Genomic DNA, 26,112 nt, shown 5'->3' with positions numbered 1-26,112 from the left:
CGTTTGTTCTTTCTTAATAAAAATGCAATGCAAACCACATCCCACTTTCTCTGGGGTGGGGCAGTGATATTTATTTAAAGGGTTTGAAAGATCTGGCTACTTTTTACATGAAAAATCTGTTATTGTAGAGTAAATGATGAAAAGGAGGGATGACGATGAAATTCGAGCATAAGTTAAGAGGGAATGTCTCGTTTGGCGTCAATCCAATTGGATGTAAACAGGAAGTTTTAAATCAAATCAATTATGTGAAAGAACAAGGCGCCTATGATGGACCTAAGAAGGTGCTGATTATTGGTGCGTCATCTAGTTATGGTTTAGCTACGCGGATTTCATTGGCTTTCGGGGCTAAAGCAGATACCATTGGTGTTTCATTTGAAAAAGGTCCTAAATCGGAGAAGAATTTAGGAACGGCTGGTTGGTATAATAATATCTACTTTAAACAGTTTGCAGAAGCAGAAGGTTTGGTAGCGAAGAACTTTGTTGGTGATGCTTTTAGTCATGAGAGCAAGGCTGAAGTCATTGAGTATATTAAAAATGAGTTTGGTGGCAAAGTTGATTTGGTTGTTTATAGTCTAGCTTCTGGCGTCCGTGTTGATCCGGATACTGGCGTGCGTTACAATTCGGTAATTAAGTCGATTAATCAAACGGTTGTTGGGCCGCATATCGATATTTCTAAACATGAATTCCAAGAGCACACTTTGGAGCCTGCAACGGAAGAAGAGATTGCTAATACGGTTAAGGTGATGGGCGGCGAAGATTGGCAATTCTGGATGGAAGATTTAAAAGAAGCCGGCGTTTTGGCGGATGGTGTTTTGACGGTGAATTATTCTTATTTAGGGTCTGACTTGAATCGTCCATATTATGGTGGCGGAACCCTTGGTCGTGCCAAAGCTGACTGTGAAGTGAAAGCCGCTAATATTAATGCGTCGTTGGCTGATATCAATGGTAAAGCGACAATTGTGGTTGCGACGGCGGTGACGACTAAAGCAAGTTCTGTAATTCCGTTCTTCCCTGTTTACTGTTTAGGCTTGTATCGGGTGATGGAAGATAACGGGACGCATGAGACACCCATTATGCATCAAGACCGTATTTACCGAACGATGTTGTACGGGAATGCACCGGAGTATGATGATGAAGGGCGTTTACGTCCGGATAATTGGGAGTTAGATCCTGAGGTGCAAGCAGCCACTGAAGCGCTGATTATGACCATCGATGCGGATAATTTTGATTCTGACAAGACGGGTTATGCGGTCTTTATGAAAGAGTTTAATAATTTGAGTGGCTTTGATGTGGATAATTATGTGGATGAGGAAGTCACTTTGGAAGAATTGATGGCGTTGGAGTATTAAGGTGAGTGTATAGTTGGGTTTGTTAGTTAGTTAGGATGGAATCTGGCCATTGCCTTAGGAGTAGTGGCCAGATTAGTTGATAATTCCATTGATAATGATTTATTGATTTATTCGGAGGTATAACCATTTAAGTGTATGTGGGAAGTGAGTGACCGCCAATTAGAATTCATTAGATGACCTCAATAGTAAGATGAAATGTGGCTTGGCATTACTTTGATAGGCCACTTATGAGCACATGTGGCCCAGCATTACCTTTGATAAGCCACTTATGAGCGCATGTGGCCTTGCATTACCTTTGATAGGCCACTTATGAGCGCATGTGGCCTTGCATTACCTTTGATAGATAGGCCACTTATGAGCGCATGTGGCCTTGCATTACCTTTGATAGGCCACTTAATGGCTTATGCGGCCTCACTAAAAGTGACAAAACTTAATTTTGTAGACTAGTTTAGCTAGCTTCACCGGTCTACCATTTCCCACCTAATTTAAGCCGCCGAATTACCCATCATTTCGGAAGCATAATCATTTAAGCCGCCGAATCCCTCGCTAACACCACTCACCCACCCCAAAAATACCACCTTGAAAACCGACATCAAACTAATCCGTCGGCTTTCAAGGTGGTATTTATTTAAAAAATTATTGAGTTAGCCGCGTATTCTTCACATCGTAAAAAGCACGCTTGGTTAATTCAGCGGCGTAATCGTTAATCGTCACGCGGTCGCCGATACCAACTTTGCTAGCGTCAACCACAGCATAGCCGATATATTTCTCAACCGTGTAACCGTATGTGACAGCAGTGACCTGACCAACAATTTCACCTTCAACCATCACATCGTCACCAGCATCAATCGCCACCTCATCATCATCGCTATCCAACACAAAACCAAGAAGCGCGCGGCGCGACCCAGCTTCCTTAGCCTTAGCCAATGCTTCCTTACCAATAAAATCAGTGTCCCACGCTACTGCCCAGGCAAAACCAGCGTCAATCGGATTCATACCACCGACATCGCTCATTAATACATACCCTTTTTCACGCGGAAGGCTACTTAATTTCGCATCCGTTGTTATCTCAACGATGTCAAATGGCTCACCTGCTGCTTTAATCCGACTTTCAATCGCCTCTTTAAAGCTCGCATCCGCATAAATCTCATAACCTAGTTCCCCAGTATAACCTGCTCGCGAAACATGAACATCCATATCATCAATCTTATTCGGCATAATTGAGAACCACGGCAAATTATCCACCGCTTCCTCCACTACACCATTAATCACATCGCGTGACTTCGGCCCTTGCACCACATACATCACATAATCTGCAGTCACATCTTGATAAGCCGCATCATAATCAGTGATATTTGTATCAAAGATTTCCTTCATTTGATCAACATAAAGGGTCGTAATCCAGTAAGCGTCGTCCGACACCTTAAAAATTATCACATCATCAATGATAATCCCATCGTCATTCAGCATTTGCGTATACTTGGCTTTACCAGTCGGCAAATCGGCCATGGAATTCGCAAAAATCCGGTCCAAAAATTCACCCATCTGCAGCCCCGTCACTTCAATCATCTCATGCGTAAAATCGTAAAAACCCACACCATTCCGAACCGCCTCGTGCTCTCTTCTCGTCTCTGCATCGGTCTTTCTAATCATATAAAATTCCTCCATTTTATATTGGCTTTTAAGGAATTAACAATTGACACAAAGCATCCCATCAAGACAAGAATAACTTACAAACGCTTACAAGTCAATCAATCTGCTTCCCCTCCCAATAAATATCACTGCCCCTCCCCACCCATTTCAAAACGAACCAAAAAAACTAACCATCAAGAAAATTATCCTCACGAACTAAACTTTCTTAGTTCGTTTTATTCACGAGCCAAACTTTCTTAGTTCGTCTTATCCACGAGCTAAACTTTCTTAGTTCGTCTTATCCACGAGCTAAACTTTCTTCGTTCGTTTTATTCACGAGCCAAACTTTCTTAGCTCGTCTGATCCACGAACTAAACTTTCTTCGTTCGTCAAATTCACGACCATTACTTTTGACGGTCGTCAAGTTCACGAACGTTAAAATGAAGTTTAAATTCACATTAAATCCGAATTTGCAGATTCAAAACCAATTCGAGTTAACAACTATTAACTCGTTCACAATTCGAGTTAACAACCACCTACTGCTTTACGATTTTAAACAAACAAAAAAATCGAGCACGTTTAAATAATGTTACACGATGGTTCCACAATTATTTAAACACACTCGGTTTTCCTCAATCGCCGTATGCAGCCGCATATAACCCAGCAACAACCACCGCACCGCCAAGAATATTTCCAATTACAACAAAGAGCAAATTGCTCAAAACGGGACCAATAGTAGTCACGCCGGCAAACAAACCACTAGTAAGCAAATACAAATTAGCCACACTATGCTGGAAACCTAAATAGACAAATGCAGCAATTGGCACCCACAAAAGAAACATCTTACCCACATTGGACTTACTACTGTTGGACAGCCAGATACCTAGTGTCACCAAAATATTACACAACATCCCTGAAACTATCATTTCCCAAGGAGACCAATTAAGTTTGCCATCTATCGCATATTGTAACGTTCCTGTTTGCATTAATGCATCGTTGAAGCCCAGCACTTCGCCATAAGTATAGGCTAAAAAAACCGCCCCCAATGCATTTGACAAAAACACTACCACCCAATTTCTCACCAACAAACTCAAAGGAACCTTCTTCAACAAATAAGACACGGCAACATCCAAGATATTCCCTGTAAACAAGTCCCCGCCGGCCACAACAATCAATAATAAGCCGATGGGGAACAAGAAGGAGCCGATTAAACCGGCCCATTCACTGTCACTCGACGATATCGCTTTTAAATACAAGGCGTAGCCTATCGAAATATATAAACCAGCTAAAAAGCCCAATATAATCATTTTCTTATAGGACGAATTAGCCTTGTCAGCTCCTTTATTAGCTGTAAATTCTAATAAATCTTTCCCTTTTAAATCCATAGCAACCCCTCATACACCTATATATTAGTTAAAAAAAGCATACGCTTCAGCCATTAAATATAATGAACCGAAGCAAACAATGATTTCATCGTCACCCACCACGTCCATAGCCGTCCCAAACGCGTTACGGAGATATTTATTGGTTTGAAGGGGTTTTTGACTGTGGGTTTGAATCACGGCAGCCATCTCATCCAGAGAAAAACTGCGCATGCTGTTAGGCAGAACGAGCTGGTACGAACTCACAAGGTCGTCAATCAGATCAATCATGTCAGCCAAATTCTTGTCCTTCAAAACGCCCACGACCGCCACAATCCGTTTGCCCGGAAAAAGCCGCCGAATGCTCTCAGCCAAAGCCGTTACGCCTTGGGGATTATGAGCGCCATCCAAAATCACAGTCGGCGCCTGATGGACAATCTCAAACCGCCCAATCATCCGCCCCTCAGCCAAACCTCGCCGAATCGCAGAATCAGACAGCTCAAGCCCATACAAACCCCTTAAAATAAATACCACTTCCAAAGCCGTTACGGCATTATAAAACTGGTACACACCCAGCATATTCAGCCGCAAATCAGTCAAACCCTTATATGAAAAGACTTGAGCGTCGGGCTGGGCAGAAATAATGTCAAGTTCAATTAAATCAGGAACCACTAAGTCAGCCGATTTCTCCGCACAAACAGTGTCAAGCGTTTCAAACACACCAGCTTCTTGTAGTGGATAAGCCACTACCGACACGCCTTCCTTAATAATTCCTGCTTTTTCACGCGTAATCTCTTCAAGCGTCTCACCTAGAACATCTTGATGGTCCAAACCAATCTTGGTGATGACCGACACTAACGGCTTGTCAATCACATTAGTGGCATCCAGTCGACCACCTAAGCCGACTTCCAAAATCACGAAATCACAAGCTTCTCGATGAAAATAGTGAAAAGCCAAAGCTGTTATCCATTCAAATTCTGTCGGCGAAACGGCTACATCGCCTATTCGCGACTTGACATCATCCGCTAAAGCAATCAAGTCCTCATCACTGATCAACTGGCGATTAATTTGCATGCGTTCATTGAAAGAAATCATGGATGGTGATGTATACATGCCAACTTTATAGCCAGCGGCAATTAAGACAGAATAGACATACTGACTCACAGAACCTTTGCCATTCGTCCCGGCCACATGGATAAACTGCATCCCTATTTGAGGATTCCCCGATGCTTCAAGCAAAACTTCCATGGTCGACAATCGCAAAATGCTGCCTTCTTGACCCTGGAACCTAATAGCAGTCATCGCCTCTTCATAATTCATTAACCTTCAACACCTTTTGAAGCGGAATAAATCACCCGCTCAGATAAAATTTCACTTGTAATCGATCCGATCCCACCAGGAACAGGATTAATATAAGACGCTATTGGTTCCACTTCATCAAAAAACACATCGCCGTAAACCTTGCCGTCCACTTCATAGGACGTTCCAACGTCAACAACCACTGCGCCTTCTTTGACATGGTCTTTGGTAATCAACCATTTTTTACCTGTAGCTGTTACTAAAACATCCGCTTTTTGCGTATGCGCTTTGGTATCCTTCGTGTCAATATGACAAATTGTTACCGTCGCCCCTTTATCAACTAACAACATCGACAAGGGACGGCCAACCACCAAACTATGACCGACCACAACCACTTCTTTCCCCTTTACATTAATCTCATAATGCTCTAACATCCGCATCACAGACATCGGTGTAATCGGAACAAAGTCAGTTGGCTTAGGCGCAAAAGTTTTACCAATATTAAACGGACTCATCCCATCGACATCTTTATCAGGATCGATTTCCTGACTTATTTTCTCATAAGAAAGGTGTTCTGGCAATGGTCGCAACACTAAAATACCATGGATATCTGACCGTTCATTAATTTTTGCATAGTCTTTAAAAAACTCATCGGCATCGACATCCGCAGGATACACAAATGAGTCGCATTCGATATTATTATTTTCCGCTTTTTTAATAGCTGACCGGTGATACCCCTTTGAAGCGGGATCATCTCCAACACGAATAAAAGCCATCTTAGGCTGAATCCCTTGTTCAATTAATCTTTCGACTTGTTCTAAATTACTGGCATGTATTTCTTGAGCAATTTCTTTTCCATTCATGATGATGCTCACTTATATTCACCTCATTAATTTTAGTACTTCAGAATACACATAATCCGCTATTTTACTTCCATCTTCTAATAAATGATTCGCTTCATCTTCAAATGTTTTTCGATAACCATCACTTGTCATCAAGCGTGAATTGACCAACACATTGATATGTGCACCTTTCAAAGCGGACAAAGAAATAATGACTCCAGTTCCCACATCACTCACCATCATTTTGCTCGATAAAGTCAAAGCTTTCTTATGTTGACGAATGGCATGATAACTTAAACGCATTAACTCTAAAGGCGCTTTGGCTGCAGACACTAACCCTGCTTGAATTTTATCATCCCGTAAAGGATCAGTCTTAGGTAATTTATAAGCTTGAGATAGTGGAAGAAAAGCCTCAGCATCCGCATCAATCATTTGGTAGAACTTTTTCCTTAAATACGCTAATTGCGGTATGACTTCATTCATTAATTCAACATCATCAGCCTTAGCCGTTTTCAAAGAAATATTCAATGCCATTTCGGATAACGACACCCCAATTGCAGCAGTATACGCAGAACCACCGCCCCCTCCGGGCGCCGCTGCATCTGAAGCCAATGATTCTAAAAACTGTTCACTTTCCACTGTATTCTTCCTCTCTCAAACTTTCTTAAACTTCTATCAAACCTGTTTCCGAAGCAATAAAATCAACTTTTTCATCATGTGCCTCAATCGGCAAGACTTCTTGAATTAACGCCTCCCGACAAACCGCTAAACGCACCATCTTAGACCTTAATAGATACCTATCATAAAAGCCACCGCCATAACCCAAGCGATAGCCATCTTTCGACACCACAATATTGGGTATGATCCCCAAATCAATTTGGTCTGGTTCAATTAACAAACTACCCGCTTTTGGCTCACGAATGCCATAATCACTCACTTCAAAATCATTATACGACTTAATTTGAAAAGCCTCCATATGCCCTTTAGCCATTACTTTAGGCACACAGACCACTTTCCCTTTAGCTATTGCATCCTCAATAATCGGTTGTGTATTAACTTCCCCAGGCATACTCACAAAACAAAACACTACCTTAGCATTCTCATACAACTCAGAAGCCAGCACATGTTCAACAATCGCTTGATCAGACGACAACCTATAATCGTCAGACAAGCTAGCTCTTAGAGCTAGCATTTCCTGACGTAAAGCTTTCTTAACTGCCTTCATTAGAATAACCCACTAATCACGCCATCTTCACTTAAATCAATACCTTCTGACGCCGGTACTTTTGGTAATCCTGGCATAGTCATCATTTCACCCGTTAAGACAACGATAAACCCAGCACCCGCAGAAAGTTTTACACCACGGATATCTACTTCGAAGTCTGTTGGTCGTCCTAAAACTTTAGGATTGTCAGTAAATGAATATTGGGTCTTGGCCATACACACAGGCAAGTTCCCATAACCATTCGCTTCGATATTCTTCAATTCAGTTAAAACACCCGCACCGTAAACGACTTTGTTACCACCATAAACCTTAGTCACGATCGCTTCGATTTTTTCTTTAATGGTCGTATCATCTTCATAAACAAAAGTACCTTGTGAAGGTTGTTCAGCAATCTTCACCACTTTTTCTGCTAAATCAATCGCCCCTTCGCCACCTTTTGCCCAAACGTCTGATAAGGATACTTCAACACCTAGTGCATTCACTTTTTCAGTCACTAAAGCCAATTCAGCATCGGTATCCGTAGGGAATTTGTTAATCGCAACGACTAACGGCAAGTTGTAAACCGTTTGAATATTCTCAATATGCTTCATCAAGTTTGGTAAACCTTTTTCCAAAGCCACCAAATCTTCGCCCTTCAATTCCGTTTTCTTCAAACCACCGTGCATCTTCAAGGCACGAATGGTCGCCACTAAAACCACCGCATCGGGTTTCCGCCCTAATTCACGACCCTTAATATCAATGAATTTCTCTGCCCCTAAGTCCGCTCCAAATCCAGCTTCGGTTACCGTATAGTCACCCAATTTCAAAGCTGTTTCCGTTGCAATCACTGAGTTACAACCATGTGCAATATTCGCAAATGGTCCCCCATGAATAAAGACTGGATTATGTTCTAAAGTTTGAACCAAGTTTGGTTTAATCGCTTCTTTTAATAAGGCAGCCATGGCACCTTGCGCTTTTAAATCACCTGCTGTTATTGGATCTGAATCATAATTATAGCCAATCACGATGCGTGATAAACGCTCTTTCAAATCAGTAATATCCTTCGCTAAACATAAAATCGCCATGACTTCAGAAGCCACGGTAATTTCATAACTATCTTCACGCGGCACCCCATTGGCTTTACCCCCAAGGCCATCAACGATATTTCTTAATTGACGATCGTTCATATCAACGACACGTTTCCAAACAATGCGACGCGTGTCAATATTCAAGGCATTCCCATGGTGGATATGATTATCAATTAAAGCCGCTAACAAGTTGTTAGCTGCCCCAATCGCATGAAAGTCACCCGTGAAATGTAAGTTAATATCTTCCATTGGCACAACTTGTGAATAACCACCGCCCGCAGCGCCACCCTTCATCCCAAAAACAGGACCTAAAGAAGGCTCTCTTAAAGCGATGACCGCTTTTTTTCCAATCCGATTCAAGCCGTCTCCTAATCCAATCGATGTAGTCGTTTTTCCTTCACCCGCTGGCGTTGGGCTAATTGCAGTCACTAAAATCAATTTACCATCTGCTTTTTGATCTTTTAAACCATGGATATTTAATTTGGCTTTATATTTACCATACAACTCAAACATGTCTTGATCCAAACCTAAGTTATCAATAATTTCAGTAATGGGTTTTAATTCCGCTTGTTGCGCAATTTGAGCATCCGTTAAAAATTCTGTCATATTATTTCTCCATTCTATAATCAAATCTATTTAACATAAAGTAGGCTAAAGCAATCTCAATGGGTACCATAATGACCACCCGAATCAATCTAGGAACCGACAACAAAGCCGTCCCATACATAATTTGTAGCCAAATAGGGGTTAAAATAACACTGACAATTAGATTTTGTACGATCACCGCAACGGCGACACGCTTCCAAGTCACGGGTTTATTATGCAAAATATAGCCATAAATCATACCGGATACCCAAGCATTAAAGGTAAAACCGATAAAGAAGAAGCCAGCCGGACGAATAATAAAACCTAGCACGTCCCCTATCACTGCAATGACACCGGCAATCCAAGGTCCAAAATAGTAACCCGCATATAATATTGGTAAAAAAGCAATGGTTATCTCAATAATATTCCCAATCGGTAAAACAAATAAATTCAGTACCACATTTAACGCAATCAACAGCCCCGCAAACGTAATCGTCCGCGTTGACAGACGTGGTTTGTTGCTATTCATCACCTATCACTTCCCATCCAACAGATATCTTTCTTCAAATAAATATCTCTGCAACGCTTATATTTTTACGTTTTCAAAAAGATACTTATTATAATTTCATCTACATTATAACATGTTAGCATGATGTTTCTCACTCAATTTTTGACTTAATCAACTCCTTAGGTTATTTCGATGAGATAAAAGCAAGTGGGAAGTAAAAGATGGTCAAAATCGCCGGAAACTTCTGGTTGGTGGCGCCAGGTTTTATTTGGTGCCAGAAAGACCGGTTATCGGCAATGTCACTTCCCACTTACAAATAATTGATTCTCTTTATAGTTTATCGATTATTATAACAAATTTCATCGTCATAATTTGGGAAAAAATGCGGTTTCATTTGTCATTTATGCACGAATAATTATGCTATTGATTCAATTATAGGGTAATGATAGTTGAATTAGAAATGTTAATTAGTTATTAACTAATGTTGAAAGTGAATGATTGGTTAGAGATTATTTAGCTAACCATTCATCTGAAAAAAGTGGGAATCCTTTAATTAATTCATCCACTTCTTGTTTTACTTCAGCCAATACGTATTCATCATCTTTATTTTTCAAAGTTGTAACAATCAATTTAGCTACTTTTTTAATATCATCTTCTTTAAAACCACGAGTTGTCAAAGCTGGAGTTCCAATTCTCAAACCACTTGAAACTGACGCAGGTTGTGGATCAAAAGGAATCATGTTTTTATTAGTTACAATTCCAACACTTTCTAAAACTTGTTCTGCAAGTTGTCCTGATTCGATTAAGTTGCGGACATCTACTAATATAAGGTGTGTATCTGTCCCACCAGAAACCAATCTTAACCCATTATTTGTTAACTCTTCAGCTAATACTTGAGCATTTTTAGCGACTTGTTGTTGGTATTCTTTAAATAAATCCGTAGCACTTTCTTTAGCTTGAACTGCACGTGCTGCAATCATATCCATTTTAGGTGCCCCTTGTATACCAGGGAAAATTGCTGAGTCAATTTTACGAGCTAATTTTTTCTTACACATAACAACTCCTCCACCACGTGATCCACGCCATGTTTTGTGTGTCGAAGTTGAAACAATATCCGCATGCGGAAACGGTGATGGAACAATCCCAGCGATAATCAGCCCTACTGGATGGGCGATATCAGCGAATAATAACGCATCATTTTCGTGAGCAATTTCAGCAAAGCGTTTATAATCAATTTGACGAGGGTAAGAAGACGCCCCACAAATAATTAATTTTGGTTTATATTCCTTGGCTAAAGCTTCTACTTGTTCCATATCAATCATTTCAGTTTCTTCATTAACCCCATAAAAAACAGCATTATATTCCTTACCACTGTAATGGAAAGCTGCACCATGAGATAAATGACCACCATGATCTAATTCCATTGATAATATAGTATCACCAGGTTTTAAGACTCCCCGTAAAATAGCTACATTTCCAACTGTTGCGCTCATACTTTGAACATTAACATGTTCAGCCCCAAATAGTTCAGCAATTCGGTCTTTAGCTAAATTCTCAACTTTATCTGCTAATTCAACACCACCAACATAACGTCTACCTGGGTAACCTTCGGCATTTTTGTTTGCAAAAATTGAACCTTCTAAACCAACAGCCAATGGTGACGCATAATTTTCAGACGCAATCAAACACAGGGTCGACGCTTGACGTTCCTCTTCATCTATTACTAATTGTGCCATTTCAGGATCAAATGCTTGGATTTTTTCAAATGAATTTTCTAAGTACATAGTTTATTCTCCTCTTTTTCTTGATACTATTTTTGCTATAGCTGCATTCGTAATTACATTAGGAACCGTCCTTTGACCTCCAATAATACGATCAATACCTGCTAAGATTCCAATTGCTTCTAGCGGCATTCCCACACTTCCAAGTGACAAAGATAACATAACAATTGATGCACTAGGTATACCTGCAGTCCCTAAAGCCGCTAAAACAACTGTTACAAACAATGTAAATTGTTCCGTAAAAGCTAAATCGACTCCAACAACCTGACTAACGAAAATAACGGCAAATGCTTGATAAAAAGCACTTCCACTCTTACTTAAGTTAGTTCCGACAGGCATAACAAAACTCGCGATGGATTCCGGCACATCTAGATTTGTTTGTAGTTCTTCCATAGCAATTGGTAATGCCGCTGAAGAACTATCAGTTGCAAAAGCCATCGCAATAGATTTACTCAAAGCTTTAAAAAATTTTAATGGATTCATTCCTGTACCAATCAAAATAAACAGACCTTGAACCACAAAAATTAAAATAGCTAATCCAACATGTAGCATAATGATAAAGCGGCCAAGTGATAATAATGATTCGATCCCTTGACTACCAATCACATTGGCAATTAAACCGGCTACTCCAATCGGAGCAAATCCAATCACTAAATTTGTCATCTTATACATAATTATTGCTGTTTGATCAAAAAACTTTTTAACAGTTTTTGCCTGTTCACCAACCATTACAATACAAATACCGAAAAAGAGTGCAAATACGATCACTTGCAGCATTGAACCATTGCTAAATGATTCAAATACATTACTTGGAAACATCTGCAATATTGTATCAACAAAAGATAAAGATTCTACTTGCTGATTTGGGTCAACAACTAATGTTAAAGTAGAATTACGTCCAGGTTGCAAAACATTAGCTGTAACTATCCCAGTAAGAACCGATATAGCAGTCATTAGTACAAATAGAACTAGAGATTTTACACCTACATCAGCTAAATCCTTCATACTTGGTGTATTTGTAATACCAGATACAATTGCTGAGAATACCAATGGTAAAACCAGCATGGATAATAGCCTTAAAAATAAATTCCCCAAAGGAGCTAAAACTGTAGCGCTCTCACCAAGAATAACACCGACTAAAATACCAATGATAAATCCAACAAATATTTTAACGACTAAAGACAAATTATTTATCTTTTTTAGTACATTCATAATTTTTCTCCTATTTCATTGAATTCTTACTACAATACTTAAATACTCATGCAAGCACTTAGAATATGTAAAGATAAACTATCATACCTTATACAAAAACCTCCTTTTTTAATTTTTTTATAACAAAAAAAGGTTAAGCATTGTAAAAAAAATAAACGAAAAACGTTTACTAGCTCACAATTACTTAACCTTTTATAAGTTCGTAAATAAAGGACTTTTATCTACAGTTATACAAGATTTTATTTAAATTCAATTTTATAACGATTAACAGAATCTTTAAAAGCTGTTAATAAAGCGTTCCGAGAAGTACCAAAGAACCTCTCTTGAATTTGCTTAATTATTTCATCAGCATCTGCGATAATTCTTTTACCGACCATCAATTGTCTTACAAAAGCACCAGTTAACCCTAACGCAGCTGTACAATCAACATCTTCGATAATTTCAGTGTCCCTATCAATAATAAGAGATAATGCAAAGATAGAATATACTGATCCAATCGCATCATTTTTACCAATTCTGCCTTGCCCAGTTATATAAACACTATTATCACTATAATTCATGTTTAACCTCACTATTTTTTCATTAATTGTATAATAACGGTTTCATTTTCACTTGTCAATCTTATTTTGGTTTTTAGTATTTTCTGAAATTAAATACTATTTATAAATCTACGTACTCCAAGATATGCAACCTATTACTGTATCTTTCATTAAAGATTAAACACAATAACATAAAATAAAGGACAATTGTATTAAAAAGCCTTGTTGTAGCGGTGTAAATTAAATAAGGGAATGTAGTTAATCTTTTCTACTAATTTCGAAAGAATTACATGATTGAAGCAATCGAAATGTCTAAAAAAACTATCTAACATCGATATTTGTAGCAAGTTAGATAGTTTTTATTCAAAATATATAATTTTATGATTTGTTCGATTTTTGATAAGTCATGGGTTGGAAGTATTCCAATAAATTCAATATTTCTTGATGAATAGTCTATAGACTTCAGTTGAGAAAGTATAATTTGACCTGATATCGGCAATTCCTTCGGTAATGTATATCTAGTAGGTAGTTACTAAAAAGTTGTTGTAATAGGACAAATAACTGCAAATTGAGTTGCAAAATTGAATTGCTCGCTAGAGATAACTAATCCCGGTCGTCTTTTTTGTATTTCTTTTCCAGTAGAACTTGAAAAATCTATCCAAACTAGATCTCCTTTTTTAGGAACGTAATTTTTCATAACTCGTTACCTAGGGGTTCCATTTCTTCCCACTCATCAGTTTCATAAAATGCACCTTTTTCAGCAACTAGAAATGGATTGTCAATTTTAGGGACAAGCATAATAGACCCACCATCGCCATAAGTGACAATATATTCTTCATTAGGACTAATTTTAAATTCCGTAGCAGATGGTAAAGTAACAACAACTGAATTTCCTTGCATTCTTGTTTTAGTGTTCAACATATTAATCACCTCTACAGTAATTATACTACATTACATCTAATCACACGAGGTGATATCTAGTGTTACGCATTTTTTATAACACCAAAAATACTCCTTGATTTTCACACCAAGAAGTATTCAAAGAATGACCATTTATGCTATCAATCGTTCGATGTCACGTAACTTGATAGATATCTATGACAGAATCGCTTGACCAAAGTGCTTGCAATCCTACAAACACATTATTTTTAAATAAATCACTATCTAAGTATGCATTAGCATGTTCAACTGTGTTAAAGCCATGTAAGACTTGAACAACTTCATCTCTAACAATCAGATTTTTGCTCGCAGCTCCTTCAATTTGGTTTAAGAAAGGTTGCCTATATTCCGTATAAACTTTAGCTGCTGCTTCACGGTTTTCAGGTTTAATATCTAAGGTAATTTGTAAATAAGCACCCAGTGACATCATTATTACTCCTAGATTTTTACTACAATTTTCGTATAGCTAGCTATAGCTCTATAATATAGCGCACAAATACTGAATCAAGATTCCAACTAACTTATTAGCTACTCATAAATTCGTTAGCACAAATTTTTAACAGAGATATGTTGTAAAAGGAAAACACCTCTTCAGTCTTTTAGGAACTAAAGAGGTGTTTAACAGAGGATATCTAGTTATCCGTGTAACGACGTTTGTCAAAAGCGATAACCGCAAAGCCAAGAAGTAGGATGCTGAGGCCAATCCAAACATATGAACTGTCCCCTGTTGCTGGCAATTCAGGTCCAGGTTCTGGCTTAGGTTTTGGTTCAGGTGGTACAACTTTCAAGGTGTTGATAATATTTCGACCTTCGTAAGCTGTCGTGTAGCCTTCCACCGTTTCTTCTTCAAGCGTATATTCTAAAATTTTACCTTCTTCGTCATACATAGCTACCGATTCAAATAGATAACGCCAGTTACCCGCTTCATCCGGTTTCACTACTTGAGTCTCAATAATCTCGTCTCCAAGTTTAAGGTGAACTGTAATGCTTTCCGGACGCGTATCCCCTTTGTTATGATCATCTTTCCAAATCTTTTGCCCTTCTATCGTCATGACTTGAGGTGTATAGTAGTTGATGATTTGGATGTTTCTAAAGTCGTTTTCAACAATGTCAGATTCATAACCTGTTGGTACTTCTACTTCCATAACACTATAGACAATGAGTTCGCCTGCGTCTTTAAGCGCTAAGCCGGTCCATGTGTATGCCCAGTCATTTTCTGCATTGAGTATGACAACATCTCCACTCGCTTCACCATCTGCTAACAGTTGAACTTCAATACTTTCTGGTCGATTGCCTTCAGCATCATTATTGTCTACCCAAACTTTATTCACACTAATGCTCGTTTCGTGTGGGGTTCTCTCATTGGTAATATTCATACCTTCAATAATCGGTGTGTAGCCTTCTACAGCATCTTCTGCGATGGTATAGACTATAGCTACACCTTCTTTAAACTCTGGTAAGTCTGCAAAGGCATATGCCCAACCAGTTGCTTCAGATACTTCAAGGGTTTCAATAATCTCGCCGTTAGCTAATAAGTTAACGGTAATGGATTCTGGTCTCACACCATCTTGATTATCCATATCATCCCAAGTCTTTTCACCACTTAAATCGATGGTCGCTGGCTCATGGATATTCATAAGTAGGAAGTTACCGTTACTCACATGGTTGACGATTACTTCATAACCTTCAGGCACTTCAACTTCATGTACGACATAGACAATTTCCAAACCATCTCCGTTTGCAGGAAGTCCGGTCCAAGTATAGGTCCAAAGCATGTCTTCAGTTAATTCAACAGGCTCTCCTACTTCGACTAAGCCTTCACCTACCACAAGTTTCTTGAGTTGTACCAAAATACTTTCTGGGCGAATACCATCTTGGTTTTGTCCATCTATCCAAGATTTGTTCACTGTCACACTTGTTTCTTCAGGTGAGTGGATGTTAGTAATGTCGAAACCGTCGAATTCAGGGATATAGTCAATAACTGTGTCTTCAGTAAGTGTGTAGGTTATTTCTACACCATCTTTAAAGACAGGCAGATCATTAAAGGCATACACCCAATCCTCTTCAGCAGTTACGGTTTGACTTCCCACCACAACCCCATCAGCGAGTAGGTTAACAGTAATCGATTCAGGGCGGATACCATCTTGATTATCGGCATCATCCCATGTCTTCTTACCGGCAATATCACGTGTTTCAGGAATGTAGTTATTGTTGATGAGGATATTTCCAATATCTTTATCATTGATAACCACCGTATAACCAAATGGAACATCTAATTCACGAACACTGTATTGAATCAGCATACCATCATCATAAGCAGGTAAGCCAGTCCAAGCATGTGACCAAAGTGTTGCCAGAGAAATAATCACTGGTTCACCTATTTCTGTTTCAAGGTCTCCATCGATACGGATTAATTGAACATGAATTGATTCAGGGCGGATACCATCTTGGTTTCGATTATCATTCCAAGACTTCGTCACTCTTACACTTGTTTCTTCTGGAGTATATCTATTGTAGATATCAAATCCATCATAATCTGGTGTGTAAGCAGGAACGGTGTTTTCTGTGATATCGTAAGTAAGTCTTGCACCATTCGCGAATACTGGTAAGTTAGTAAATTCGTACTTCCAATCATCCGCTTCAGTGACAATGACACTTCTTACTAGGTTACCATTAGCGAGTAAATTAATGGTGATTGATTTAGGGCGGATGCCGTCTTGATTGTTTTCATCATCCCAGACTTTCTCTCCTTTAATAATACGCGTTTCTGGTGTGTAATTATTGTTGAGTAAGATATTACCATGATTTTGGTCGTTAATGACCACCGTATATTCATCAGGAACATTAGTTTCTCTGACACTATAGACGATCGTTTGACCAGAATCTTTCGCTGGTAGACCTGTCCATTCATGTGACCATAAGGTCGCAAGCGAAATGGTTACTGGTGTACCAATGGCTGTTTCAACTGTTTCATCAATTCGAATTAATTGAACTTGGATACTTGTTGGCCGCTTACCATCTTGGTTTTGATTATCATTCCAAGACTTGTTCACTTTCACACTTGTTTCCTCTGGTGTATATCGATTATAGATATCAAATCCATCATAATCAGGTGTGTAGCCAGGAACGGTCTCTTCTACTATCTCGTATGTAATTCGTACGCCATTTAAGAAGACTGGTAAGTTAGTAAATTCGTAAGCCCAGTTGTCTGCTTCTGTAACAGTTGTTGTTCTATACACATTTCCATTAGCGAGTAAATTAACAGTGATTGATTCTGGGCGAATACCGTCTTGGTTATTGGCATCATCCCATACCTTCATACCATTAATTATACGCGTTTCTGGTGTGTAGTTATTGTTGAGTAAGATGTTTCCGTGATCTCTGTCGTTAAGAACAACAGTGTAGCCCGTTGGTACATCTAATTCTCTAACACTATAAACAATTGGAACTCCATCATCATTCATTGGTAAACCAGCCCACTCATGGGACCAAAGTGTCGCAAGCGAGATACTTACTGGTTCTCCAATTGCGGTATCTATGCCGTTATCCACTCTAACTAATTGAACTCGAATAGTTGTAGGGCGAATTCCATCTTGGTTTTGATTATCATTCCAAGACTTGTTCACTTTCACACTGGTTACTTCTGGTGTGTAACGGTTAGTGATGTTGAAACCACTATACGTTGGCGTGTAGCCTGGAACGGTACTTTCAGAAATATCGTAAGTAATTCTTACGCCATTCAAGAAGACTGGTAGATTAGTAAATTCATACAACCAGTTATCTGCTTCAGTAACAACCACACTTCTTACTATATTTCCATTCGCAAGTAAATTAACAGTGATTGATACTGGTCTAATACCATCTTGGTTATTGGCATCATCCCATGTCTTAACACCTTTAATGGTACGAGTTTCAGGTGTGTAGTTATTGTTGAGTAAGATGTTACCGGGATCTTGTTCGTTTAGAACAACGGTATAGCCACTCGGAACACCGATTTCTCTTACGCTATAGACGATATCCACACCACTATCTTTGAGTGGTAAGCCTGTCCATGTGTAAGACCAGCCTGTTGCTAGCGAGATGCTTACTGGTGCACCGATGTTAGTATCAACGCCACCATCTACTCGAACTAATTGAACTTGAATACTTGTCGGACGCTTGCCATCTTGGTTTTGATTATCATTCCAAGACTTGTTCACTTTCACACTGGTTACTTCTGGTGTGTAACGGTTAGTGATGTTGAAACCACTATACGTTGGCGTGTAGCCTGGAACGGTACTTTCAGAAATATCGTAAGTAATTCTTACGCCATTCAAGAAGACTGGTAGATTAGTAAATTCATACGACCAGTTATCTGCGTCAGTAACAACCACACTTCTTACTATATTTCCATTCGCAAGTAAATTAACAGTGATTGATACTGGTCTAATACCATCTTGGTTATTGGCATCATCCCATGTCTTAACACCTTTAATGGTACGCGTTTCTGGTGTGTAGTTATTGTTAAGTAAGATGTTACCAGGATCTTGATCGTTCAACACGACTGTATAACCACTTGGAACCCCGATTTCTCTCACGCTATAAACAATATCTACCCCACTATCCTTGAGTGGTAAATCAGTCCATGTATGAGACCATCCAGTCGCTAGTGAGATACTTACTGGTGCACCGATGTTAGTATCAACGCCACCATCTACTCGAACTAATTGAACTTGAATACTTGTCGGACGCTTGCCATCTTGGTTTTGATTATCATTCCAAGATTTGTTCACTTTCACACTAGTTACTTCTGGTGTGTAGCGGTTGATTATATCAAAACCATCGTAATCCGGCGTGTAACCTGGAATCGCATTTTCAGAGATGTCGTAAGTGATTCTTATACCATTCGCAAAGACTGGTAGATTGGTAAATTCATACTTCCAATCATCCGCTTCTGTCACAACTACACTTCTTACCACATTACCATTTGCGATTAAATTAACTGTGATTGACGCTGGTCTGATACCGTCTTGGTTATTAGCATCATCCCATGTCTTCGTACCATTAATCGTACGCGTTTCAGGTATGTAGTTGTTATTTATTAGAACGTTACCAGGGTCATTGTCATTAAGCACAACTGTATAACCCGTCGGCACATCTAATTCACGAACACTATAGACAATTGGAACACCATTGTCGTTTACTGGCAAGCCAGCCCATGTGTGAGACCAAAGAGTGGCTAGCGAAATACTTACTGGTTCCCCAATATTAGTATCAATCCCATTATCAACCCGTACCAATTGAACTCGAATGGTTGCTGGACGAATACCATCTTGGTTTTGATTATCGTTCCAGGACTTGTTCACTTTCACACTAGTTACTTCTGGTGTGTAGCGGTTGGTGATATTGAAATTACTATAAGTTGGCGTATAGCCTGGAATTGATGCTTCAGTAATTTCATAAGTAATTCTTGCACCATTTAAGAAGACTGGTAGGTTAGCAAATTCATACTTCCAATCGTCCGCTTCTGTCACAACCACACTTCTTACAATATTTCCATTCGCAAGTAAATTAACAGTGATCGATGTTGGACGAATGCCATCTTGGTTATTAGCGTCATCCCATGTCTTAATACCATTAATTGTGCGCGTTTCTGGTGTGTAATTATTGTTGAGTAAGATGTTACCGTGATCGGAATCATTCAGCACGACTGTATAACCACTTGGAACGCCGACTTCTCTTACGCTATAGACAATCGGTACTCCATTATCTTTGAGCGGCAGACCAGTCCAAGTATGAGACCAAGCAGTTGCTAGTGAGATACTAACAGGTGCTCCTATTGCCGTATCAACGCCATTATCCACTCTGACTAATTGAACTTGAATTGTCGTCGGACGCTTGCCATCTTGGTCTTGATTATCATTCCAAGATTTGTTCACTTTCACACTAGTTACTTCTGGTGTGTAGCGGTTGATTATATCAAAACCATCATAATCCGGCGTGTAACCTGGAATTGCATTTTCAGAGATGTCATATGTAATTCTTACGCCATTTAAGAAGACCGGTAAGTTAGTAAATTCATACTTCCAATCGTCCGCTTCTGTCACAACCACACTTCTTACAATATTTCCATTCGCAAGTAAATTAATAGTGATTGATGCTGGTCTGATACCATCTTGATTATTGGCATCATCCCATGACTTCGTCCCATTAATCGTGCGTGTTTCTGGTGTATAGTTATTGTTGAGTAAGATGTTACCAGGATCTTGTTCATTTAGAACAACGGTATAGCCACTTAGAACACCAATTTCTCTTACGCTATAAACAATTGGAACACCACCATCATTTACTGGCAAACCTGTCCAGGCATGAGACCAGCCTGTCGCAAGCGAGATGCTTACTGGTGCACCAATGTTGGTATCAACACCACCGTCAACTCTGACAAGTTGTACTTGAATCGTTGCTGGACGGATACCATCTTGGTTTTGATTATCATTCCAAGATTTGTTCACTTTCACACTGGTTTCTTGAGGCGTGTAGCGGTTAGTTATATTGAAATTACTGTAAATTGGTGTATAGCCTGGAATTGAAGCTTCAGTAATTTCATATGTTATTCTTACGCCATTTAAGAAGACTGGTAGATTAGTAAATTCATATGCCCAATTATCTGCTTCAGTAACAACCACACTTCTTACAATGTTTCCATTCGCAAGTAAATTAACAGTGATTGATGTTGGACGAATGCCATCTTGGTTATTAGCGTCATCCCATGTCTTAACTCCGTTAATCGTACGTGTTTCAGGTGTGTAGTTATTGTTGAGTAAGATGTTTCCGTGATCGGAATCATTCAGCACGACTGTATAACCACTTGGAACGCCGATTTCTCTCACGCTATAAACTATATCTACCCCATTATCTTTGAGCGGCAGACCAGTCCAAGTATGAGACCATCCGGTTGCCAGCGAGATACTTACTGGCGCACCAATGTTAGTATCAACGCCATTATCTACTCGAACTAATTGAACTTGAATCGTTGTCGGGCGGATACCATCTTGGTTTTGATTATCATTCCAAGATTTATTCACTTTCACACTGGTTTCTTGAGGCGTGTAGCGGTTGGTGATGTTGAAATTACTGTAAATTGGAGTGTAACCTGAAATCGCATTTTCAGAGATGGCATAAGTAATTGGAACACCATTTAAGTAAACTGGTAGATCCGTAAATTCATATGTCCAATTGTCTGCTTCAGTAACAACCACACTTCTTACAATATTTCCATTCGCAAGTAAATTAACAGTAATTGATGTTGGGCGAATACCATCTTGATTGTTCGCATCATCCCATGTCTTAACGCCATTAATTATACGTGTTTCAGGTGTGTAGTTATTGTTGAGTAAGATGTTTCCGTGATCAGAATCATTCAGTACTACCGTATATCCACTTGGAACACCGATTTCTCTAACGCTATAAACTATATCTACCCCATCATCTTTGAGCGGTAGACCAGTCCAAGTATGAGACCATCCAGTTGCCAGCGAGATGCTCACCGGAGTACCAATATTTGTATCAACACCGCCATCTACTCGAACTAATTGAACTTGAATACTTGTCGGACGCTTGCCATCTTGGTTTTGATTATCATTCCAAGACTTGTTCACTTTCACACTGGTTTCTTGAGGTGTGTAGCGGTTAGTGATATTGAAGTTACTATAGGTTGGTGTGTAACCAGGAATTGCTTCTTCTGCGATATCGTAAGTAATTGCTATACCATTCGCAAACACTGGTAAGTTAGTAAATTCATACGTCCAATTATCCGCTGCTGTTACAACAAGACTATTTACCACATTTCCATTCGCGAGTAAATTAACCGTGATAGACGTTGGGCGAATACCATCTTGATTGTTCGCATCATCCCATGTTTTCACGCCATTAATCGTGCGTGTTTCTGGTGTATGGCTGTTATTAATCAAAATGTTACCATGATCATCATCATTAACCACAACAGTGTAGCCACTTGGAACACCGCTTTCTCTCACGCTATAGACAATATCTACCCCATTATCTTTGAGCGGTAAACCTGTCCATGTATGAGACCAACCCGTCGCAAGCGAAATACTGACTGGTGCACCAATGTTGGTATCAACACCACCATCTACTCTAACTAATTGAACGTCTATGGTTGTTGGTCGAATGCCGTCTTGGTTTGAGTTATCATCCCACGACTTGTTCACTTTCACACTGGTTTCTTCTGGTGTGTATCTGTTGTAGATATCGAAACCATCATAATCTGGTGTATAGTCTGGAATCGCATTTTCAGAGATGTCGTAAGTGATTCTTATACCATTCGCAAACACTGGTAAGTTAGTAAATTCATACGCCCAGTTATCTGCTTCAGTAACAACAACACTTCTAACGACATTTCCATTAGCAAGTAAGTTCACCATAATAGATGATGGTCGAATGCCATCTTGATTATCGGCATCATCCCAGTGTTTCTCACCACTAATATCTCGTGTTGCTGGAATATGGGTATTCTTGATATCAAATCCGGTAAATTCAGGTGTATAACCCGGAATTGGAACTTCATCTACTGTATAGATAATCAAGGTACCGCCATCACGATATTTAGGTAGATTACTAAAAGTATAGGTCCATCCAAGGCTAGCACTTACCACTTGAGTCGCTTCCACAACCCCATCTTTTTTCAATTGAACGGTAATGGTGGTTGGGCGAATACCGTCTTGATTATTAGCATCATCCCATGTTTTAGTTCCTTCTACCGTCACTACTTCTGGCACATAGATGTTTTTGATGTTAAATCCAGTAATCTCGGGTGTGTAACCAGCAATCGGAAGTTCATCAACAGTATAAACAATCAATGTTCCACCATCACGATATTTTGGTAAGTTGCTAAAGGTATAGTTCCAACCGTTTGTTGCAGTTACCACTTGAGTATCTTTAACAACATCATCTGCTAGTAATCGAACGGTAATTGAGTCTGGTCTCTTACCATCTTGATTGTCAGCATCATCCCAAGTCTTAGTTCCAGCGATTTGTATTAGCTCTGGGATATGGGTATTGGTAATATTATAACCATTAACAACAAATGTGTACCCAGTAATTGGGACTTCTTCAATTGTATAGGTCTGCAATACACCATCTCGATAAGTTGGTAAATCACTGAATGTGTAACTCCAGCCGTTTGCTGCCGTTACTGCTTGGCTATCAACCTCCACACCATTCGCTAATAATTTAACAGTGATACTTGATGGACGAAGACCGTCTTGGTCGTTAGCATCATTCCAAGTTTTAGTTCCTTCTATACTAGTTGTAATCAATGTATTGGTTACGGTATAGTTACGAGCTAAAGCAGACGCTTGCCTTGAAATAGATGCCCCTGTTAATGCCCAGTTATTACTCGTAATAAACTCGAAATTTGTTTGGTTATTATTTTTCGTTTCAATACTCACATTTGCAATGGTTACCGTCGATGGATCTACTCCAAACGGTAAATCAATGGTATGTTGTAATTGAATGGTATCCCCTGGAACATATGCATCTATATTCCTTCCCGTATATTGTTGCATTACCCCATTAGTAAAATAGGTAACCCTAAAGTCTTTACTTCCAGCCGGGATCCCTTCACCAACAAGTATATTTAACGTAATCGTAATTTTTTGATCACCATAAACGGGTTCCTCAACAAAGGTCGATGCCATTGTGTAGCCCGGAGGCACGGGATTCTCTGTTACTTGATAATTAATTCCCGTACTGTAAGGGACAGTTCCAAACGTAAGACTATCTGCTGGCATTGTCATGATTCGACTATCATACAATCCACCTGAATTAGTTAAATCAAAATTCAAACTTGTAGGACGCGTATTGAATAAATTATCAAAATCTACCCATACTTTGTCTACATCAATTGTCATTTCATTAGGAGGGATAATCTCTACTTCTGCCTCTGCTACCCCAGGAATAACATGTTTCTCAGAAGGTTTACTTTTATGTATTAATAAATTAAACCCACTAACTTGAGTTGTATAGCCAGTAACAAAAGTAAAAACAGAATAGTCAATTGGGTCACCTAAGAAATTAGTTGGTACATCAACAAAAGAGTATGCCCATCCTGAACTCGCACTCGTCGTGACGGTATGTGTTTGAGAGCCATTCGCTAACAAATAGATAGTCACTTCAGTTACACCAGCAGGTACTGGATCATTCCAAGTGATGCTACCATTGATTGTTCGAACTTCATGCGCATGCGCTAACTCAATCACAATATTGTCTGGGTCAATATCATTTATCGTGACGGTATAGCCAGGTATAGGAGCTAGTGTTGCTAAAGTATACACTGGCAAGCTATCCAAATCTGCCCATGTAAAACTCCAATCCTCTGCATCTATAAGGGTAACAGCCGGCTCAACAGCGACGCCATCTGTTAATAATTGAAGTGTGACTGATGCTGGTCGCATTCCATCCGCATCATTGAGATCATCCCAATTGAGCGTGACAGAAACATCCTTAACTGCCATTATCCCAATATTTTGAGTTGTCATTAGGGCTGGTTCTTCGATTACTTCTTCAGACTCCTCAACAGATTCTTCAGATTGTTCAGCCGGTTCTTCTGACTCCTTAGCTTCAACTGTCTGTGTTATCGCAAAACCATCGATTGACGTTGCATAATGTTCAACACCATCCACTGCAATCGCATATGAAATTGCCATGCCATCGTGATACCTGGCTAAACCACTAAACGCATAGTTCCAACCGCTGTCAGTATCGGCCGTCACAGTCGAATATTCAGCCCCATCAGCCATCAATTTAACAACAAGGCTTCCTGGTCTTAAACTTTGCGCATCGTCTTCATCAAGCCAAGCAACACTTCCATTAACTTGCGTTAATTCTGGTGTACGGCTAGCCGTCAATTCAATGTCATATTGCCCTTTTTCAACTTTAGTCACGACATAACCTGCCGGTAGTTCAAGCTTCTTAAAATCATAACTTTTGCCCACTAACAGATTTTCCCATGTGTACTTCCAATCGTTCGCTGCAGATAAGGTGATTTTTTCACCTTTATCCACTGAATCTTCTTGCAGTTGTACTTTTACTTCAGTTGGTCTAACACCATCTTGGTTGCCTGCATCATCCCACACTAATTTAACTTTTAAATTATGTACGGCAGGAGGTGCATTTTCTTGTTGGGGTGTGCCCTCTGATTCTTCCATTATCTCCGATTCAATCGGCGGAACGGTTTCGACTTCTTCAGCTGGGGGCGTTTCAATCGGTAAAGTTTCCACCTCTTCGACGGAACTTTCTGGTGGCAATTCGACTGTCGTTTCTGGTGGTAATACTGGTTCTTCTTGTGGTGGTTCAGGATCCGGCACACTTAAAGTTTCATCTACCAAAGTCTCACTAGTCGTCTCATCCGAACCGCTCATCTCTGAATAGACATTGACAGCACTCCCCATGATGTTTTGCGTCATCAAGAACAGCGCTATAATTAACATTAACCACCGGCTTTGAAGTTGACGCCAATAGGGCTGATCTAACTTCTCGCTCTGATTTCTTTTGTTTGTCTTGCTCATTCTATTCATCCTCTCTAGGATAGGAATAGCGAAAACAAACTATTCTAAAATTCTTTGTTCCCGCTACATCAACATGGCAGCTGAATACTCACCACTCCCTTCTTAAATAAATACCTCCGTATTTCTCGATTGATCCAAACCCGCTACTATAAATTATTTTTATCGTTATAAAGCGCTTACATTATTAAAATATATAAAGCGCGCTC

15 protein-coding genes and 1 pseudogene are annotated in these 26,112 nt (G+C 39.5%); 1 reads left to right on the top strand and 15 read right to left on the bottom strand.

Features of this window, described 5'->3' with window-relative positions:
• The first annotated feature begins 155 nt into the window (after positions 1-155).
• Positions 156-1,349, top strand: coding sequence for an enoyl-ACP reductase FabV (gene fabV, locus NRE15_RS11815; RefSeq protein WP_313793082.1), 1,194 nt, complete (start codon positions 156-158; stop codon positions 1,347-1,349).
• Between the two features lie 636 nt (positions 1,350-1,985).
• Here fabV and NRE15_RS11810 read toward each other — a convergent pair.
• From NRE15_RS11810 to NRE15_RS11740, 15 genes and pseudogenes are all read right to left on the bottom strand, one after another.
• Positions 1,986-3,002 carry an aminomethyltransferase family protein gene (locus NRE15_RS11810; RefSeq protein WP_313793081.1) on the bottom strand — a complete coding sequence of 339 codons (1,017 nt, stop codon included), beginning with the start codon at positions 3,000-3,002 and terminating at the stop codon, positions 1,986-1,988.
• A 611-nt stretch (positions 3,003-3,613) separates the two neighbouring features.
• Complete coding sequence (locus NRE15_RS11805) at positions 3,614-4,366, bottom strand: formate/nitrite transporter family protein (protein ID WP_313793080.1); 753 nt, start codon at positions 4,364-4,366, stop codon at positions 3,614-3,616.
• Between the two features lie 24 nt (positions 4,367-4,390).
• Positions 4,391-5,662, bottom strand: a complete 1,272-nt coding sequence (locus NRE15_RS11800; RefSeq protein ID WP_313793079.1) for a bifunctional folylpolyglutamate synthase/dihydrofolate synthase — start codon at positions 5,660-5,662, stop codon at positions 4,391-4,393.
• Complete coding sequence (locus tag NRE15_RS11795) at positions 5,662-6,516, bottom strand: bifunctional 5,10-methylenetetrahydrofolate dehydrogenase/5,10-methenyltetrahydrofolate cyclohydrolase (RefSeq protein ID WP_313793078.1); 855 nt, start codon at positions 6,514-6,516, stop codon at positions 5,662-5,664. Before NRE15_RS11795 ends, NRE15_RS11800 begins: the two co-directional genes overlap by 1 nt.
• 6 nt (positions 6,517-6,522) lie before the next feature.
• A complete protein-coding gene (locus NRE15_RS11790) occupies positions 6,523-7,122 on the bottom strand; it encodes a cyclodeaminase/cyclohydrolase family protein (protein ID WP_313793077.1) in 600 nt (199 codons plus the stop codon).
• Between the two features lie 25 nt (positions 7,123-7,147).
• Entirely contained in the window at positions 7,148-7,708 is a 561-nt protein-coding gene (locus NRE15_RS11785; protein ID WP_313793076.1) for a 5-formyltetrahydrofolate cyclo-ligase, read from the bottom strand.
• Positions 7,708-9,381 carry a formate--tetrahydrofolate ligase gene (locus NRE15_RS11780; RefSeq protein ID WP_313793075.1) on the bottom strand — a complete coding sequence of 558 codons (1,674 nt, stop codon included), beginning with the start codon at positions 9,379-9,381 and terminating at the stop codon, positions 7,708-7,710. The genes NRE15_RS11785 and NRE15_RS11780 overlap by 1 nt, the downstream gene beginning before the upstream one ends.
• Position 9,382: 1 nt before the next feature.
• Positions 9,383-9,889 carry a folate family ECF transporter S component gene (locus tag NRE15_RS11775; RefSeq protein ID WP_313793074.1) on the bottom strand — a complete coding sequence of 169 codons (507 nt, stop codon included), beginning with the start codon at positions 9,887-9,889 and terminating at the stop codon, positions 9,383-9,385.
• Positions 9,890-10,377: 488 nt separating this feature from the next.
• Positions 10,378-11,652, bottom strand: a complete 1,275-nt coding sequence (locus NRE15_RS11770) for a serine hydroxymethyltransferase (protein WP_313793073.1) — start codon at positions 11,650-11,652, stop codon at positions 10,378-10,380.
• 3 nt (positions 11,653-11,655) lie between these two features.
• A complete protein-coding gene (locus NRE15_RS11765; RefSeq protein ID WP_313793072.1) occupies positions 11,656-12,861 on the bottom strand; it encodes a dicarboxylate/amino acid:cation symporter in 1,206 nt (401 codons plus the stop codon).
• Between the two features lie 239 nt (positions 12,862-13,100).
• The gene (locus NRE15_RS11760) at positions 13,101-13,421 is read right to left on the bottom strand and encodes a DUF3870 domain-containing protein (RefSeq protein WP_313793071.1); all 321 of its coding nucleotides are present in this window, start codon (positions 13,419-13,421) and stop codon (positions 13,101-13,103) included.
• Between the two features lie 304 nt (positions 13,422-13,725).
• A pseudogene (locus NRE15_RS11755) lies at positions 13,726-14,097 on the bottom strand (type II toxin-antitoxin system PemK/MazF family toxin).
• Positions 14,094-14,321 carry a type II toxin-antitoxin system PemI/MazE family antitoxin gene (mazE, locus tag NRE15_RS11750; RefSeq protein WP_313793070.1) on the bottom strand — a complete coding sequence of 76 codons (228 nt, stop codon included), beginning with the start codon at positions 14,319-14,321 and terminating at the stop codon, positions 14,094-14,096. Before mazE ends, NRE15_RS11755 begins: the two are co-directional and overlap by 4 nt.
• 154 nt (positions 14,322-14,475) lie before the next feature.
• Positions 14,476-14,766 (bottom strand): hypothetical protein, encoded by a 291-nt coding sequence (locus tag NRE15_RS11745; RefSeq protein ID WP_313793069.1) that lies wholly within the window; start codon positions 14,764-14,766, stop codon positions 14,476-14,478.
• Positions 14,767-14,971: 205 nt separating this feature from the next.
• Positions 14,972-25,906: a Cna B-type domain-containing protein gene (locus NRE15_RS11740; RefSeq protein WP_313793068.1), complete on the bottom strand. Its 10,935-nt coding sequence runs from the start codon at positions 25,904-25,906 to the stop codon at positions 14,972-14,974.
• Between the last annotated feature and the right edge of the window lie 206 nt (positions 25,907-26,112).

The organism is Fundicoccus culcitae (genome assembly GCF_024661895.1).
Lineage (GTDB): Bacteria > Bacillota > Bacilli > Lactobacillales > Aerococcaceae > Fundicoccus_A > Fundicoccus_A culcitae.
This window is presented reverse-complemented; position numbering and strand designations above follow the sequence as displayed.

Bases quoted from the DNA above. Each gene is read 5' to 3' on its own strand.
- fabV (WP_313793082.1), top strand. From the start codon at position 156: ATGAAATTCGAGCATAAGTTAAGAGGGAATGTCTCGTTTGGCGTCAAT.
- NRE15_RS11810 (WP_313793081.1), bottom strand. From the start codon at position 3,002: ATGATTAGAAAGACCGATGCAGAGACGAGAAGAGAGCACGAGGCGGTT.
- NRE15_RS11805 (WP_313793080.1), bottom strand. From the start codon at position 4,366: ATGGATTTAAAAGGGAAAGATTTATTAGAATTTACAGCTAATAAAGGA.
- NRE15_RS11800 (WP_313793079.1), bottom strand. From the start codon at position 5,662: ATGAATTATGAAGAGGCGATGACTGCTATTAGGTTCCAGGGTCAAGAA.
- NRE15_RS11785 (WP_313793076.1), bottom strand. From the start codon at position 7,708: ATGAAGGCAGTTAAGAAAGCTTTACGTCAGGAAATGCTAGCTCTAAGA.
- NRE15_RS11780 (WP_313793075.1), bottom strand. From the start codon at position 9,381: ATGACAGAATTTTTAACGGATGCTCAAATTGCGCAACAAGCGGAATTA.
- NRE15_RS11775 (WP_313793074.1), bottom strand. From the start codon at position 9,889: ATGAATAGCAACAAACCACGTCTGTCAACGCGGACGATTACGTTTGCG.
- NRE15_RS11770 (WP_313793073.1), bottom strand. From the start codon at position 11,652: ATGTACTTAGAAAATTCATTTGAAAAAATCCAAGCATTTGATCCTGAA.
- NRE15_RS11765 (WP_313793072.1), bottom strand. From the start codon at position 12,861: ATGAATGTACTAAAAAAGATAAATAATTTGTCTTTAGTCGTTAAAATA.
- NRE15_RS11760 (WP_313793071.1), bottom strand. From the start codon at position 13,421: ATGAATTATAGTGATAATAGTGTTTATATAACTGGGCAAGGCAGAATT.
- mazE (WP_313793070.1), bottom strand. From the start codon at position 14,321: ATGTTGAACACTAAAACAAGAATGCAAGGAAATTCAGTTGTTGTTACT.
- NRE15_RS11745 (WP_313793069.1), bottom strand. From the start codon at position 14,766: ATGTCACTGGGTGCTTATTTACAAATTACCTTAGATATTAAACCTGAA.
- NRE15_RS11740 (WP_313793068.1), bottom strand. From the start codon at position 25,906: ATGAGCAAGACAAACAAAAGAAATCAGAGCGAGAAGTTAGATCAGCCC.